At 75.8% G+C, this 14,463-nt stretch carries 10 protein-coding genes and 1 pseudogene; 5 read left to right on the forward strand and 6 right to left on the reverse strand.

Annotated elements, in window-relative coordinates; all coding sequences use genetic code 11:
• Positions 1-2: 2 nt before the first annotated feature.
• Together efeB and efeO are read right to left on the reverse strand one after the other, a co-directional pair.
• Positions 3-1,319: an iron uptake transporter deferrochelatase/peroxidase subunit gene (gene efeB, locus ACI2LW_RS14530; RefSeq protein WP_404731516.1), complete on the reverse strand. Its 1,317-nt coding sequence runs from the start codon at positions 1,317-1,319 to the stop codon at positions 3-5.
• Between the two features lie 13 nt (positions 1,320-1,332).
• The gene (efeO, locus tag ACI2LW_RS14535; protein ID WP_404731517.1) at positions 1,333-2,472 is read right to left on the reverse strand and encodes an iron uptake system protein EfeO; all 1,140 of its coding nucleotides are present in this window, start codon (positions 2,470-2,472) and stop codon (positions 1,333-1,335) included.
• A 218-nt stretch (positions 2,473-2,690) separates the two neighbouring features.
• Between efeO and ACI2LW_RS14540 the strand changes: the two are divergent.
• A pseudogene (locus ACI2LW_RS14540) lies at positions 2,691-3,329 on the forward strand (PhzF family phenazine biosynthesis protein); the annotation flags it as partial.
• A gap of 175 nt (positions 3,330-3,504) precedes the next feature.
• Here the strand turns inward: ACI2LW_RS14540 and map are convergent.
• Positions 3,505-4,362, reverse strand: a complete 858-nt coding sequence (gene map / locus ACI2LW_RS14545) for a type I methionyl aminopeptidase (RefSeq protein WP_404731518.1) — start codon at positions 4,360-4,362, stop codon at positions 3,505-3,507.
• A gap of 58 nt (positions 4,363-4,420) precedes the next feature.
• Between map and ACI2LW_RS14550 the strand changes: the two genes are divergently transcribed.
• Complete coding sequence (locus ACI2LW_RS14550) at positions 4,421-4,651, forward strand: hypothetical protein (RefSeq protein WP_404731519.1); 231 nt, start codon at positions 4,421-4,423, stop codon at positions 4,649-4,651.
• 1,203 nt (positions 4,652-5,854) lie between these two features.
• On the opposite strand, the gene ACI2LW_RS14555 is transcribed toward ACI2LW_RS14550, so the two are convergent.
• Complete coding sequence (locus ACI2LW_RS14555; protein WP_404731520.1) at positions 5,855-7,174, reverse strand: MFS transporter; 1,320 nt, start codon at positions 7,172-7,174, stop codon at positions 5,855-5,857.
• A gap of 66 nt (positions 7,175-7,240) precedes the next feature.
• Complete coding sequence (locus ACI2LW_RS14560; RefSeq protein WP_404731521.1) at positions 7,241-7,840, reverse strand: hypothetical protein; 600 nt, start codon at positions 7,838-7,840, stop codon at positions 7,241-7,243.
• Positions 7,841-8,536: 696 nt separating this feature from the next.
• On the opposite strand from ACI2LW_RS14560, the gene npdG reads away from it, so the two are divergent.
• Together npdG and ACI2LW_RS14570 are read left to right on the forward strand one after the other, a co-directional pair.
• On the forward strand, positions 8,537-9,250 hold the full coding sequence (gene npdG / locus ACI2LW_RS14565; RefSeq protein ID WP_404731522.1) for an NADPH-dependent F420 reductase: 714 nt from the start codon (positions 8,537-8,539) through the stop codon (positions 9,248-9,250).
• A gap of 103 nt (positions 9,251-9,353) precedes the next feature.
• Complete coding sequence (locus tag ACI2LW_RS14570) at positions 9,354-9,566, forward strand: hypothetical protein (protein WP_404731523.1); 213 nt, start codon at positions 9,354-9,356, stop codon at positions 9,564-9,566.
• Between the two features lie 68 nt (positions 9,567-9,634).
• Here ACI2LW_RS14570 and ACI2LW_RS14575 read toward each other — a convergent pair whose 3' ends face one another.
• Positions 9,635-10,435: a site-2 protease family protein gene (locus tag ACI2LW_RS14575; RefSeq protein WP_404731524.1), complete on the reverse strand. Its 801-nt coding sequence runs from the start codon at positions 10,433-10,435 to the stop codon at positions 9,635-9,637.
• Positions 10,436-10,602: 167 nt separating this feature from the next.
• On the opposite strand from ACI2LW_RS14575, the gene ACI2LW_RS14580 reads away from it, so the two are divergent.
• The gene (locus ACI2LW_RS14580; protein WP_404731525.1) at positions 10,603-14,409 is read left to right on the forward strand and encodes a BTAD domain-containing putative transcriptional regulator; all 3,807 of its coding nucleotides are present in this window, start codon (positions 10,603-10,605) and stop codon (positions 14,407-14,409) included.
• Positions 14,410-14,463: the final 54 nt, after the last annotated feature.

A 14,463-nucleotide genomic window follows, 5' to 3' on the forward strand; every position in this document is an offset into this window, starting at 1 on the left:
GCCTACGCCTCCTCGGACAGCAGGGTGCGGCCCCACCAGTCGTTCGCGTCGCGGACGCCGGGCGGCACCGCGAACACCGCCGAACCCACGTGCTGGATGTACTCGTTGAGGGCGTCCTGCGCCGCGAGCCTGTGCTGCAGCGGGATGAACCCCTTGCGCGGATCGCGCTGGTAGGCGAGGAAGAACAGGCCGGCCTCGAGGCGGCCGAGGCCGTCGGTGCCGTCCGTGAAGGAGTAGCCCCGGCGCAGGATGGTGATCCCGTCGTTGCTGTCGGGGTGCGCGAGCCGGACGTGCGCGTCCGGCTTCATCGCCTTCAGGAACGGCGCGTCGTGCTCCTTGGCCTTGCCGGCCGGCGCGCCCTCGCCCTTGTCCCGGCCGAAGATGTCCTCCTGCTCCTGCAGCGGGGTGCGGTCCCAGGTCTCGATGTTCATGCGGATGCGCCGCGCGACGAGGTACGAGCCACCCCGCATCCACGCGTCCTTCGGGCCGCCGTCCGAGTCGCCGACCCACACGAACTTCTCCAGCCGGTCCGTCTCGGTGCCCGCGATGTTGCGGGTGCCGTCCTTGAAGCCGAAGAGGTTGCGCGGCGTCTGGGCGTCCGGGGTGGTGGAGGACGTCTTGCCGAAGCCGAGCTGCGACCAGCGGATGGCGGCCTTGCCGAAGCCGATCCGGGCCAGGTTGCGGATCGCGTGCACGGCGACCTGCGGATCGTCCGCGCAGGCCTGGATGCACAGGTCGCCGCCGGTGCGGGAGCGCTCCAGGTTGTCGCCGGGGAACTTGGGCAGGTCGACCAGGGCGGCCGGCCGCCGGTCGGCCAGGCCGAACTTCTCGAACAGCGACGGTCCGAAGCCGATGGTCAGGGTCAGCCGCGAGGGCGGCAGGCCCAGCGCCTCGCCGGTGTCGTCCGGCGGCGCCTCGGCCGGCCCGCCGTAGGCGCCCTCGCCGACCACCCGGCCGGCGGTCATCCGGCGTGCGGCGGCCGTCCAGTCCTTCAGCATCCGCACGAACGCGGCACGGTCGTCGGTCTTCACGTCGAAGGCGGCGAAGTGCAGCCGGTCCTGCACCGGCGTGGCGATGCCCGCCTGGTGCGCGCCGTGGAACTCCACCGCGCCGCCCGCCGCCGCGCCCGGCCCGCCGGCGCCGTCGCCGTCGCCGGAGGTGGCCACCGCCACTCCGCCGGCCGCGACCGCGCCCAGGGCGAGCCCGGCGCCGCCCCAGCCGATCACGGCGCGACGGGACGGTGCGGCCTGCGCGCCGGTCCCGGCCTGCGGGCCGGCCCCGGCCGACGGGCCGGCACTGGAATTCTGAGTCTCGGTCATCGCGGGCCCCTCCCTACTTCGCGACCGCGGCGGCGAGCCGGGACAGCGGCTCGGCCAGCGCGTTGACCGCGTCCGACAGTTCCTTGCGCTGCTCCTCGCCGACCTTGTCGTAGGAGACGAAGTCGTACGACGTCTTGTCCGCGCGGTACTTGTCCAGCGTCGCGTCGAGCGCGGCGAACTGCTTGTCCAGCTCCTTGGCCAGCGCCGGGTCGTTCTGCCGCGCGACCGGCTCGAGCAGCTCGTAGGCCTTGTGCGCGCCCTCGACGTTGCCCTTGAAGTCGACCAGGTCGGTGTGGGCGTAGCGGTCCTCCTCGCCGGTGACCTTGCCGGTGGCGACCTCGTCGAGGAGCTCCTTGGCGCCGTTGGCCATGGAGGTCGGGGTGATCTCGGCCTTGCCGACCCGCTGCTGCCAGTCCTTCAGGTCGGTGACGAGCTGGTCGGCGAGGGTCTTCTCCTCGGCGCCGATCCGGCCGTCCTTCCACAGCGCCTTCTCCAGCCGGTGCCAGCCGGTCCACTTCTGGCCGTCCTCCAGGCCGTCCTCGCGCACGTCGACCTTGGGGTCGATGTCGCCGAAGGACTCGGCGACCGGTTCGGTGCGCTCCCAGCCGAGGCGGGAGACGGCGTACGCCTTCTTGGCGGCCGTCACGTCCCCGGCCTTGACCGCCTTCACGAACGTCTCGACCCGGGGCAGGGTCTCGTCGGCCTGCTGCTGGGCGTAGGCGCGGTAGTCGGCGACGGCCTTGTCCAGCTTCGGGTTCCGCTTGGCGGCGGCGCCGGCGCCGGTGACCGTGAGCTTCTGCCGCACACCGTGGCCCTTCATGCCGGGGCGGCAGGCGATCTCGTAACTGCCCGCCTTGACCTCGGCGGTCAGCGTGTACTTGGTGCCCGGGCCGATGTTCTCCTTCTCCGAGACGATCCGGTCGTCCGGGAGGACGATCTCCACCTCGGTGGCCTTGGAGCCCTTGTTCTCGATCTTCAGCGTGACGTGACCGGCCGGGACGCTCTTGGCCGAGGTCTCGCAGGTGGTGTCGGCGGCGGTCACCTGGATCGCCCCGGTGTCCTTGGCGTCGCTCTTCGCGGTGCAGGCCGTCATGGCGGTCAGGGCCGCCGCGGTGGCGGCGGCGGTGACGACGGGAAGGCGGACGGCTCGCATAAGGGCTCCAGTGCTCCAGTGCTCGGTGAAGCGGTTCGGTGAGGCTTGCCTAATTTAGCCCAGCCTCACCTCGTCGCTACAGGGTGGGGTCCGTGATTCGGCTCGCACGGAAGGATCACGAAGGATCACAGACGCGGCTCGGTCTCAACCACGCCAAGCGGACCCCATGGGATGGTCAAGCGCGAGCAAAGGAGGAGCGGGGGTGCTTCAATGCCCGGGTGACTGACTACGACGTGCTGCGCGTCTTCTGCGGACCCCGCGGCGGCTACGGCAACGAGCTCGGCGTCGTCCGTGACGGCTCACGCGTCCCCGGACCGGACGACCGCCAGGCCTTCGCCGCGAAACTCGGGTTCAGCGAGACCGTGTTCGTCGACGACCCCGAGCGCGGCGTCATCGACATCTACACCCCCACCCTGCGCCTGCCCTTCGCCGGCCACCCCTGCGTCGGCACGGCCTGGCTCCTGGACGTCCCCGAACTGGTCACCCCGGCCGGCCCCGTCGGCACCCGCCTGGACGGAGAGTTCACCTGGATCGAGGCCCGCCCGGAGTGGGCCCCGCCCCGCACCCTGCGCCAGTACGCCACCCCCTCGGAGGTCGACGACCTCGAGATCCCCCCACCCGGCGAGTGGATCTACGCCTGGGCCTGGGAGGACGAACCCGCCGGCCGCATCCGCGCCCGCGCCTTCCCCGGCCGCGACGACGGCATCGACGAGGACGAGGCGACGGGAGCGGCGGCCCTCCTCCTCACCGCGGAACTGGGCCGCGCCCTCAACATCACCCAGGGCGCCGGCTCCCAGATCCTGACGGCCCCTCAGCCCGAGGGCTGGGTCGAGGTCGGCGGGCGGGTGCACCTCGAGGGTGCGGAGGGCGGAGAAGCGGCCGACGCCACCGGGCGCATGGACGCATTCCGGCTCGCGGGGGCGCTCGCCGGGGGCGCCGGACGCCTGCCGGCCTTCGCCGACGCCCCCGAACGCCTCCGGACGCTCCCGGGCCCCCCGTGTGCTCCCGGTGAGCCGTCGCCCGGCCGGGCCGCTACGGCAGGGTGAGGATCTCCGCGCCCGTGTCGGTCACCACCAGCGTGTGCTCGAACTGGGCGGTCCGCTTGCGGTCCTTGGTGACGACCGTCCAGCCGTCGTCCCACACGTCGTACTCGTGGGTGCCCAGCGTCAGCATCGGCTCGATGGTGAAGGTCATCCCGGGCCGCATCACCGTGGTGGCGTGCGGGCTGTCGTAGTGCGGGACGATCAGGCCCGAGTGGAAGGACGAGTTGATGCCGTGGCCGGTGAAGTCGCGGACCACGCCGTAGCCGAAGCGCTTGGCGTACGACTCGATGACCCGGCCGATGATGTTGATCTGCCGGCCCGGGCGGACCGCCTTGATCGCCCGGTGCAGCGCCTCGCGGGTGCGATCCACCAGCAGACGGCTCTCCTCGTCGACGTCCCCGACGAGATAGGTGGCGTTGTTGTCGCCGTGCACCCCGCCGATGTACGCCGTCACGTCCAGGTTCACGATGTCGCCGTCGCGCAGCACCGTCGAGTCCGGGATGCCGTGGCAGATCACCTCGTTGACGGAGGTGCACAGCGACTTGGGGAAGCCCCGGTAGCCCAGCGTGGAGGGGTAGGCGCCGTGGTCGCACATGAACTCGTGCGCCACGCGGTCCAGCTCGTCGGTGGTCACGCCCGGCGCGATGTGCCTGGCCGCCTCCTCCATCGCCTGCGCCGCGATCCGTCCGGCGACCCGCATCGCCTCGACGGTCTCCGGGGTCTGCACCTCGGGTCCCGTGTACGGCTTGGGCGCGGGCTTGCCGACGTACTCGGGGCGGCGGATGTTTCCGGGCACGGGGCGGGCGGGGGACAGCTCCCCGGGCACGAGCAGTGACTGGCCAGACATGCCGTCGAGTCTATCCAGGGCCGATGGGGGAACATGTCGGTGGCGAGAGGAGCTGGTCATGGCCCTGTTCAAGAAGCGCACCGCCGGAAAGCCGGGCGAGTGGTTCTACTGCCTGGAGCACGGAAAGGTCGAGGAGGGACCCGAGTGTCCCGCCAAGGACCGGTTCGGCCCGTACGCCTCCCACGAGGAGGCACAGCACGCGATGGAGATCGCCCGCGAGCGCAACCTGCAATGGGAGAACGACCCCCGGTGGCACGACGCGCCGGCGTCCGGCACGGAGGACGACTGACGGGCGGCCCGCGCCTGCCGGCGGGCCGCGCGCGCCGGTTGGGCCGAGCTGGTCGGCGGCCCGCGCGCGCCGGTTGGCCTGCACCTGCCGGTTGGCCTGCACCTGCCGGTTGGCCTGCACCTGCCGGTTTGCCCGCGCCGGCCGGTTGGCCCGCGCGCGCTGGCCGGCGGCCCGCACCTGCGGGTTGGCCTGCGCCGGTCGGCGGCCCGCGCCTGCCGGCGGCCCGCACCTGCCGGTTGGTCCGCGCGCGCCGGTTTGACCCACGCTGGTCGGCTACCCGCGGCTCCCCGGCCGGCCGACGGGGTGGGCGGGCCCGGGGCAGCCGGGTGGGCCGACGCCCGTGGGCACGACCCGTCCCGGGGCAGTTGGGTGGGCCGGGACCCCAGGGCCGGCCGGCCGTTCCGGCCGCCGGGTGGGCTGCGATCCGTCGGGCGGTGCTCGGCCCGGGCCGCCGACCGCCGGGGCGGACCCGGGGCCGTCGGGCGATCGGGTGGTCGGGCGGTCGGGTGGGCGTGAGGCCGCCGGGCGGACGGGCGGGCGGGGTTCCGCCCGGACCGCCGGGGATGGCCCGTAACCGCCGGGCGACCGGGCGGGTGCGAGACCGCCACACGGCCGGGCGGGCGAGGGAACCCGCCGGGACCGCCCGCCGGGGCGGGGGCCGGAGCACCGGCCACGGGGGTGAGCTGCGGTCTGTCCGACGGTGGCCGGGCCGGCCCGGAACGGCCGAGCGGCGGGCGGGCCGCCGACCGCCGGGGCGGGCCAGGGCCGTCGTCGGTCGGTGAGCGGGGTTCCGCCCGGACCCCCGGGGCGGGCGCAACCGGGGGCCGCCGGACCGGCGTGAGACCGCCGACGGGCAGGCGGGCGAGGGGACCCGCCCGGACCGCCGGGCGGGGCCGGAGCGCCGGCGGCCGGCCGGGCGTGAGGCACCGCACGGTGAGACGGGGTGGGATACCACTCGCATCGCCGGGGTGGGCGCAACGACCGGGCGGGAGGTGGGGCCCAGGACCGCCGCGCGGGATGTACGCGCGTGAGGCCACCGTACGGTCCGGCGGGCGGGGGAAGTGCCGGGGCCGCCGGGCTGGGCCGCGATGAACCGCACGGTGGGCGGGGCCGGGGTCGCCGCAGGGACGGGCGGGGACCTGGGACACAGGTGGGGCCCGGGGACACAGGTGGGCGCGGGGGCGGCGGGGTGGTGGGGGCCGGTCAGGCCGCCGTGCGCAGCGCGGACGCGCGCTGTTCGCGCAGCCGTACCGCGTGCTCGTTCGTGCGGGCGTCGTACGTCATCAGCTTCGGCAGGCACAGGGCCAGCAGCCCGACCGCGCCCGCGCACAGCAGCCCGCCCGACCACACCGACGCCCGCACGCCCCACCACGCGGCGACGCCGCCCGAGCGGACCTGGCCCAGCTGCGGGCCGACCGAGTAGGACAGCAACTCGATGCCGGCCAGCCGGCCGCGCAGCTCGTCCGGGATCGTCTGGTTCCACATGGCGCCCCGGAAGACACCGCTGACCATGTCGCAGCCGCCGGCCACGGTCAGGAACAGCAGCACCAGCCACACATCGCCCACCACCCCCGCGGCCGCCACCGCCAGTCCCCACAGCAGCGCCGCGAGGACCACCATCCGCCCGTGCCGGTGCACCCGCGAGGTCCAGCCGCTGGTCAGGCTCACCAGCAGCGAGCCCAGCGGCACCGCGGCGTACATCAGGCCCAGCGACCAGGGCGCGCCCAGCTCGTCCGCGAGGAACGGCAGCACGGCCAGCGGCATCGCCAGGAACATCGCCGCGAGGTCGACCACGTACGTCCCCAGCAGTTCCTTGCGGCCCCACGCGTACCGGGCGCCCTCGGCGATCGCCCGCAGCGACGGCCTCGCCGCCCCGTGGGAGGCCGGCTGGGGCGCGATCCGCACGACGAGGACCACCGACACGGCGAACGTCGCCAGGTCGGCGGCGTAGGCGGCGGGCAGACCCGCGTACGCCACGACCACGCCCGCCGCGGCCGGTCCCGCCACTCCGCCGACCGTCCAGCGCAGCGAGTTGAGCGCGGTCGCCGCCGGCAGGTGCTCGTGCGCCACGATCCGCGGCCACAGCGAGTCCAGCGCGGGCCGCTGCACCGAGGTCAGGGCGGAGGACAGCGCGGCGACCACGTACAGCGGCCACACCGCGGGGTGCGGCAGCAGCGCCCCCGCCAGCAGCGCCGCGCTGAGCACGCCCTGGCCGGCCTCGGTCCACACGATCAGCCGCCGCTTGTCCAGGGCGTCGGCGAGCGCCCCGCCGTACAGCCCGAACACGATCAACGGGACCAGTTCCACCGCGCCCAGCGCGCCGACCGCCGCGGCCGATCCGGTGAGCTCCTTCATCTGCACCGGCAGCGCGACGAAGGTGAGGAAGCTGCCGAAGTTCGAGATCAGCCCGGAGACCCACAGCCGGCGGAAGTCGCGGGAGGCCCGCCAGGGCGCGAGGTCGGGCAGCAGGGCCCGCGGGCCGGAGGGCGGGGCATCGCCGGGCACGGGAGGGTCGTCGGTCACGACGAGTCATCGTCGGCACGCCGCGGGGGCGGGGCAACTCCTTTTCCGGTACCGGCCCGGGCCGCCCTACCAGCGCTCCGGCGGGGGCGCCGTCAGCTGCTCGGCCAGCCGGGACAGCCGGTCCCGGAAGCGTCCGCGGCCCCTGGGCGGGGGCACCGCGTTCTCCCCGGCCGCCGCGCTCACCAGGTGCTGCACCGTGTCCAGGTCCAGCTCGGCGCCCTCGGGCACCGCCAGCCTCTCGTGGGCCAGTGCCGCCAGCTCGCCCTCGCCGGGGCCCAGGGCCAGCACCGTCACACCCGACCGGCGGGCCGCGTGCACCCGTTCCAGCAGCGCCGCGGGCTCCTCGGGGGCCACCACCAGCAGGGTCTCGCCGCGCCGGGCCGCCTCCAGCCGGCCCGGACCCACGGCCAGGTGCGCGGGGTCGGCGGGCCGGGCGTCGTGCCGCACCAGGGTCGGCGCCAGCTCCGGGGTGCCCGACCAGGCGGCCTCGTCCACCAGGTGGGCGGCCAGATGCCACGGCTCGTAACCGGGCGTGCCCACGAGCAGCAGCCCGCCGCCGTGCGACACGACGGACCCCCGCAGCGCCCCCGCGAACCGCCGTGTGGCCCCCAGCCACTCGGTCCCGGCGAGCACCTCGCGCAGTAACGCCACTCGAACCGCGTCCATACGAGGGCATGCTGCCCCACGGCACCCGCCCGGGCGGCCGGTTCGGCCCGGATTCGCCCGTCCCGGCGAATCAACGGCAGCCGCGGCCCCGGGGTGGGACGGGCCCGCGCGCGTCGGCGACGCCGCCTGCCCGCCCGGCCACGCACCGTTCCGGTGGCCCGTTCCGGCCGGGGCCCGTTCCGGCCGGGGCCCTTTCTGGCCGGGAGCCGTTCCGGTCGGGCGCCGTCCGGGCCGCGCGCCCTGCCGACGGCGCGGCGGGCCGGAGGGCGGGCGGAGGGCGGGCTGGGCGCAGGCGGCGCGGCGCCGTGGCGATCCGCGCGCAGGCGGCGCGGTGGCGCGGCGGGCCGACGATCGGGTGGGCGCGGCGGGGTGTCGGCAGCCGGGGGCCGGCCGCGGCGGCGGGAGGTGGTCCGGGCGGGCCCGCGCGCGGTGTAGCTGCCCGGCGGGCCGGGCGCATCCGTGGCGGGCCCGGTGGGGCGGGCGGACCAGCGGTGTGGCCGGCCGGGGAGTCGGGCGTACCCGGGGTGCGGGGTCGGCCGGGGAGTCGGGCGCATGGCGTGCGGGGGCGTTCGGCGGTCGAGCACGTAGAGTAGCGGGGTCGTCCGGCGGGCCGGCTCGGGTGGCCTGTGGCCGGGTGGGGCAGGGGAGTTCGGCCGGGGTCGGTGGGGGGCGGGGCCGGGGACGTAGAGTCGGCGCATGACCTCTTCCGACAGCGCACAGCAGCCCGCCAAGGCCCCGGCCAAGGACCCCTGGGACCTCCCCGACGTCTCCGGTCTCGTCGTCGGCGTGCTCGGCGGCACCGGTCCGCAGGGCAAGGGCCTGGCCTACCGCCTCGCCCGGGCCGGCCAGAAGGTGATCATCGGCTCCCGGGCGGCCGAGCGCGCGCGGGCGGCGGCCGAGGAGACCGGGCACGGTGTCGAGGGCGCCGACAACGCCGAGACCGCCCGCCGCAGCGACGTCGTGATCGTCGCCGTGCCCTGGGAGGGGCACGGCAAGACCCTCGAGTCCCTGCGCGAGGAGCTGGCCGGCAAGCTCGTCGTGGACTGCGTCAACCCGCTCGGCTTCGACAAGAAGGGCGCCTACGCCCTGCGGCCCGAGGAGGGCAGCGCCGCCGAGCAGGCCGCCGCGCTGCTGCCCGGCTCCCGGGTGACCGCCGCCTTCCACCACCTGTCGGCGGTCCTGCTGCAGGACCCGGAGATCGAGCGGATCGACACCGACGTGATGGTCCTCGGCGAGGAACGCGCCGACGTCGAGATCGTGCAGGCGCTGGCCGGCCGCATCCCCGGCATGCGCGGCATCTTCGCCGGCCGGCTGCGCAACGCCCACCAGGTCGAGTCCCTGGTGGCCAACCTGATCTCCGTCAACCGCCGCTACAAGGCGCACGCGGGACTCCGGCTCACCGACGTCTGAGCCGATGGGGGACACTGGTCGGCGAAGCGGTTCCGGGCGCGGCAGCGAGCGGTCCGGGACCGTCCCGAGCACCGAGCAGTGTCCCCGACAGGAGCCGACCGCCATGCAGCCCTCGTCCTCGCCCAAGCCGGCCAGGCGACTCGCCCTCTACACCCTCGCCGTCTGCGTCCTCTCCGTCGCCGCCGCCGTGGTCTCCTTCCTTCAGGGCAGCTGGCTGGGCATCGTCTGGGTGCTGCTGGCGGGCCTGTCGTCCAACATGACCTGGTACTACGCCCGCCGGGGCCGGACGGCAGGCGGCGGCCCGGTCACCGGCTGACCGGCCAGGTCACGGGCCACCGACCCGGGCGCAGGCCGACCGGCCCGGGCGCAGGCCGACCGGCCCGGTCACGGGCTGACCGAGCAGAGCTCGTCGGTGCCCTTCCAGAAGCGGTAGAGCTCCTGCCCGCAGTACTGGTCGAAGTCGTTGATGCCCAGCGGGCGCAGGACGGCGTCGACCAGGTCGAAGAAGGCGCTGTTGACCGCCGGCACCCACAGCAGGGCGAACACGAACAGCAGGCCGAACGGCGCGAAGGGCTCCACCTGGCGCTTCACGCCGTACGACAGCCACGGCTCGATCACGCCGTAGCCGTCCAGGCCCGGGACCGGCAGGAAGTTCAGGATCGCGGCCGTGACCTGGAGCAGGGCGAGGAAGGCCAGCGCGAACCGGAAGTCGCCGGGCACCCCGTCCAGCGCGTCCAGCCAGAACGGGGCCGTGCACACCGCTGCGAACAGCACGTTGGTGAGCGGCCCCGCGGCGGAGATCAGACTGTGCCGCCAGCGGCCCCGGATCCGGCCCCGCTCGATGAACACCGCACCGCCCGGCAGACCGATCCCGCCCATGATCACGAAGAGCACCGGAAGCACGATGCTCAGCAGGGCGTGGGTGTACTTCAGCGGGTTCAGCGTGAGGTAGCCCTTGGCGCCGACCGTGATGTCGCCGCTGTGCAGGGCGGTGCGCGCGTGCGCGTACTCGTGCAGACAGAGCGAGACGATCCAGGCCGCGGTCACGAACAGGAACACCGCCACGCCCGGCTGCTCGGCGAATCCGGTCCAGGTGGCCCACCCCGTGACGGCGGTGACGGCCAGAATCCCGACGAAGACGGGACTGATCCGCCGGTCGCTGTGGCGGGTGGTGGCGGTGGTCATGGGGGAGGGCTCCTGTGGTCTCTCGCGCGTGGTCGCCCGTTCGGGCGAGAGCGACCGTACCCGGCGCAGGGGAAAACGTCTCGCGCCCACCCCCCGGTTCCTGCGAGGGTGGTGCCGGCCGCCGCGCCGTCCGAACCCCGTGACCGGCCCCGAGGCCACCGGAGACAATGGACCCCGTGCGCTATCGCATCCTCGGCACCACCCAGGCGCTCCGCCCCGACGGCACCGCCGTCCCGGTCGGCGGGGCGCGGCTGCGTGCCCTGCTGACCGTGCTCGCCCTGCGCCCCGGCCGTACGGTCCCGGTGCGCGTCCTGGTCGACGAGGTGTGGGGCGCGGACCCGCCCGCCGACGCCACGGGCGCCCTCCAGGCGCTGGTGGGACGACTGCGCCGGGCGCTCGGCGCGGAGGCGGTCGGCTCCGCCGAGGGCGGCTACCGGCTCACCGCCGCGGCCGACGACGTCGACCTGCACCGTTTCGAGCGGCTGGCCGGAGAGGGCCTGCGCGCCCTCGGCGACGGCGACGCCGCCAAGGCGGCCGCCGTCCTCGACGACGCGCTCGCCCTGTGGCACGGCCCCGCCCTCGCCGACCTGCCCGACCGCACCGCCGAGGCGGCCCGCTGGGAGACCCGCCACCGGGACGTGCGCCGCGCCCGGCTCGCCGCCGCGCTCGCCCTCGGCCACGCCGAGCAGTGCCTGCCCGAGCTGACGGCCCTGTGCGACACCCACCCCCTCGACGAGCCGCTCCAGGCGCTGCGCCTGCGCGCCCTGCGCGACACGGGCCGCACGGCGGAGGCCCTGGCCGCCTACGAGGACGTACGGTGCCTCCTCGCCGACCGCCTCGGCTCGGACCCGGGCCCGGAACTGCGTGCCCTGCACGGCGAGTTGCTGCGGCCGGACGCGACGGACGGGACCGGCTGGCCGCGCGAGCCGGGCCACCCGCTCGGCCAGGGCGAACCGCGTGGGCCGCGCGAGCCGCGCGGGCGGGGCCGGCAGGACGCGCCCGGTTCCGGCACCCGGCAGGAGGGCGGGGGCGGCGGCGTCACGCCGGATGCCCACGCCGGTGCGGGCACGGCTGCCGACGCAGGCACGGCTGCCGGTGCCGGGGCGGCTGCTGACCCCGCCGCGGGCGTCCCGGCCGGTTCACGGGTGCCCCAGGTCCCGGCGGGCGCCGGTGCGGCCGGGGCCCGGCAGGGGGAGCCGGGCGGGCGGACACCGGTCCCGTCGGCGCCGGGCCTACCGGCCCCGGCGGCCGGGACCTCCGACGCCGTGATCCCCGACACCCCGGCCCCCGACACCGGGACCCCCCACGCCGAGCACCCCGGCTCGAGCGTCCCGGCGCCTTCCAGGACCGCCGGGACCCCCGACGGCACCCCCCGGACCGAGGACCGCACGCCGCCGGACCGCACGCCGCCGGACCGCACGCCGCCGGACCGCACACCGCCCGGGCGGAACGGCCGGCCCGCCGGGAACCTGCGGGCCCGGCTCACCTCCTTCGTGGGACGCGAGGCGGACATCGCCGAGATCCGCGCCGACCTCGGCGGCGCACGCCTGGTGACGCTGCTCGGGCCCGGAGGGGCCGGCAAGACGCGGCTGTCGCAGGAGGCCGCCGACGTCGTACGGCCCGCGATGCGGGACGGGGTGTGGCTCGCCGAACTGGCTCCCCTGGACGACCCGCAGGCCGTGCCGGAAGCCGTGCTCACCGCCGTGGGCGCCCGCGAGACCGTGCTGTACGGAGCCGGCGCCGAGGAGCTGCGCGCGGCGGTCGCCGACCGGCACGACGACCCCGTCGAACGGCTCGTCGAGCACTGCGCCCGCCGCCGCATGCTGATCCTCCTCGACAACTGCGAGCACGTCGTGGAGGCCGCCGCCCGGCTGGCCGAGGAGCTGCTCGCGCGCTGCCCGCAGGTGACGGTGCTCGCCACCAGCCGCGAGCCCCTCGGCGTGCCCGGCGAGGTGCTGCGGCCGGTGGAGCCACTGCCCGATCCGGTGGCGCTGCGGCTGTTCGCCGAGCGGGGCGCGGCCGTACGGCCCGGCTTCCGGGTCGACGCCGACGAGGACACGCAGGCGGCCTGCGCCGAGATCTGCCGGCGCCTGGACGGCCTGCCCCTGGCGATCGAACTCGCGGCGGCCCGGCTGCGGATGCTCACCCCGCGCCAGATCGCCGACCGGCTCGACGACCGCTTCCGCCTGCTCACCTCCGGCAGCCGTACGGTGCTGCCCCGCCAGCAGACCCTGCGGGCCGTCGTCGACTGGTCCTGGGACCTGCTCGACGAGGACGAGCGGCACGTGCTGCGCCGGCTGTCGGTGTTCGCGGGCGGCTGCGACCTGGCCGCCGCCGAGGCGGTGTGCGGGCCGGCCGCCTTCGACGCCCTGGGCTCCCTCGTCGACAAGTCCCTGGTGGTGGCCGCCCCCGCGCCGGACGGCGGGATGCGCTACCGGCTCCTGGAGACCGTCGCCGAGTACGCCGGCGAACGGCTCGACGAGGTCGGCGGCCGCACCGAGGCCGAGCGCGCCCATCTGACGTACTACCGCGAACTCGCCCGCCGCACCGACCCGTTGCTGCGCGGCCGCGGCCAGGCCGCCGCCGTCGCCCGGCTCGAGTCGGAGTACGAGAACCTGCGCACCGCCCTGCGCCACGCCGTCGCGCTCGGGGACGAGCAGGAGGCGCTGTGCCTGGTGCTGTCCCTGTCCTGGTACTGGCAGCTGCGCGATCTGCGCATCGAGGCGCGGAACCTGTGCCGCGAGGTGATGGCGCTCGGCCCCGACCCGTTCGCCGAGCCGGTCCGCCCGGCCGCGCCGGTGTGGGAGCGCTGCACGGACCTCGCGCCGCCGCTCACCGGCGAACTGCTCGCGGAGGCCCGCCGCGGTCTGCACCTGGCCCATCTCGCCTGCATGGAGACCGAGATGGACACCTGGCAGACCCCCGAGGCGCAGGCCAAGCTGCGCGCGATCACCCAGGTGTACGAGCCGGGCATGCCGCAGACCTGCCGTCCCCCCGGCATGCTCTGGTTCTTCGCCGTGCTGCTGACCGAGGGCATGGACCGGATGCGCGCCATCATCGACGCCTGCGTGGAGACCTCACGCGGCACCCCGGGCTTCGAGTGGGAGCTGGCCGTCACCCTGCAGATGCGCGCCAACATCCTCGCCAACCGCAGCGAGTCGGCGGGCGACGCCACCCGCGACGCCCAGGAGGCGCTGGAGATCTTCCAGCGGCTCGGGGACGACTGGGGCGCCGCCGAGGCGCTCTCCGCACGCGGCGAGTCCCGTGAGCGCAGGGGCGAGTACGCGGCGGCCGCCGCCGACTTCCGGTCGGCCATCGAGCACGCCGAGCGGCTCGGCGCCCGCAACCAGGCCTCCGTGCTCGGCGTCCGCCTGGGCGCGGTGCTGATGGAGACGGACGGCCCGGAGCGCGGCGAGCGGATGCTGCGGGAGATCCTCGCCCGCGAGGACGGCAGCACCAGCGAGGCGATGCCGATGGCCCGTATGTTCCTGTCCGTGTGGCTCTCCCTGACCGGCCGCATACCCGAGGCCCGCGAGCATCTCCGGCTGCTCCGTGCCGACGCCCAGCTCTCCCACTTCGTCGTCTTCGACGCCTTCCTCCTCGGCCAGGAGGCCTGGGTGGAGGCCGTCGACGGCAGTCCCGAGGAGGCCCTGGACAAGATCCGCGGGGCGCTTGGGCAGGCCGCCGCGCCGCTGTCCCAGATCGTCGCCCCGCATCTGGGCCCGCTGTACCTGACCGTCGCGGCGGCGGCGCTGGCCGCGGCCCGGGGCGGCGCGCGGGCCGAGGACGCCGCCCGCTGCCTGGGCGCCGCCGACGCCCAGATGCCCGCCGGCCACCTCCCGGGCATCGCCGAGCGCACGGTGCGCGAGCGTGCCGAGGCGGCGGTGCGGGCCCTGCTCGACGACACCGCCTACGAGACGGCGTACGCGCAGGGCGGCGGCCTCTCCCCCGAGGAGGCCACCGCCCTGATCTGACGCCCGCCGGCACCCGCCGCCCGACGCCCGCGTTCATTCGCCGCGGTGCCGCTG

The sequence above is a fragment of the Streptomyces sp. NPDC004065 genome (assembly GCF_044903565.1).
GTDB lineage: Bacteria > Actinomycetota > Actinomycetes > Streptomycetales > Streptomycetaceae > Streptomyces.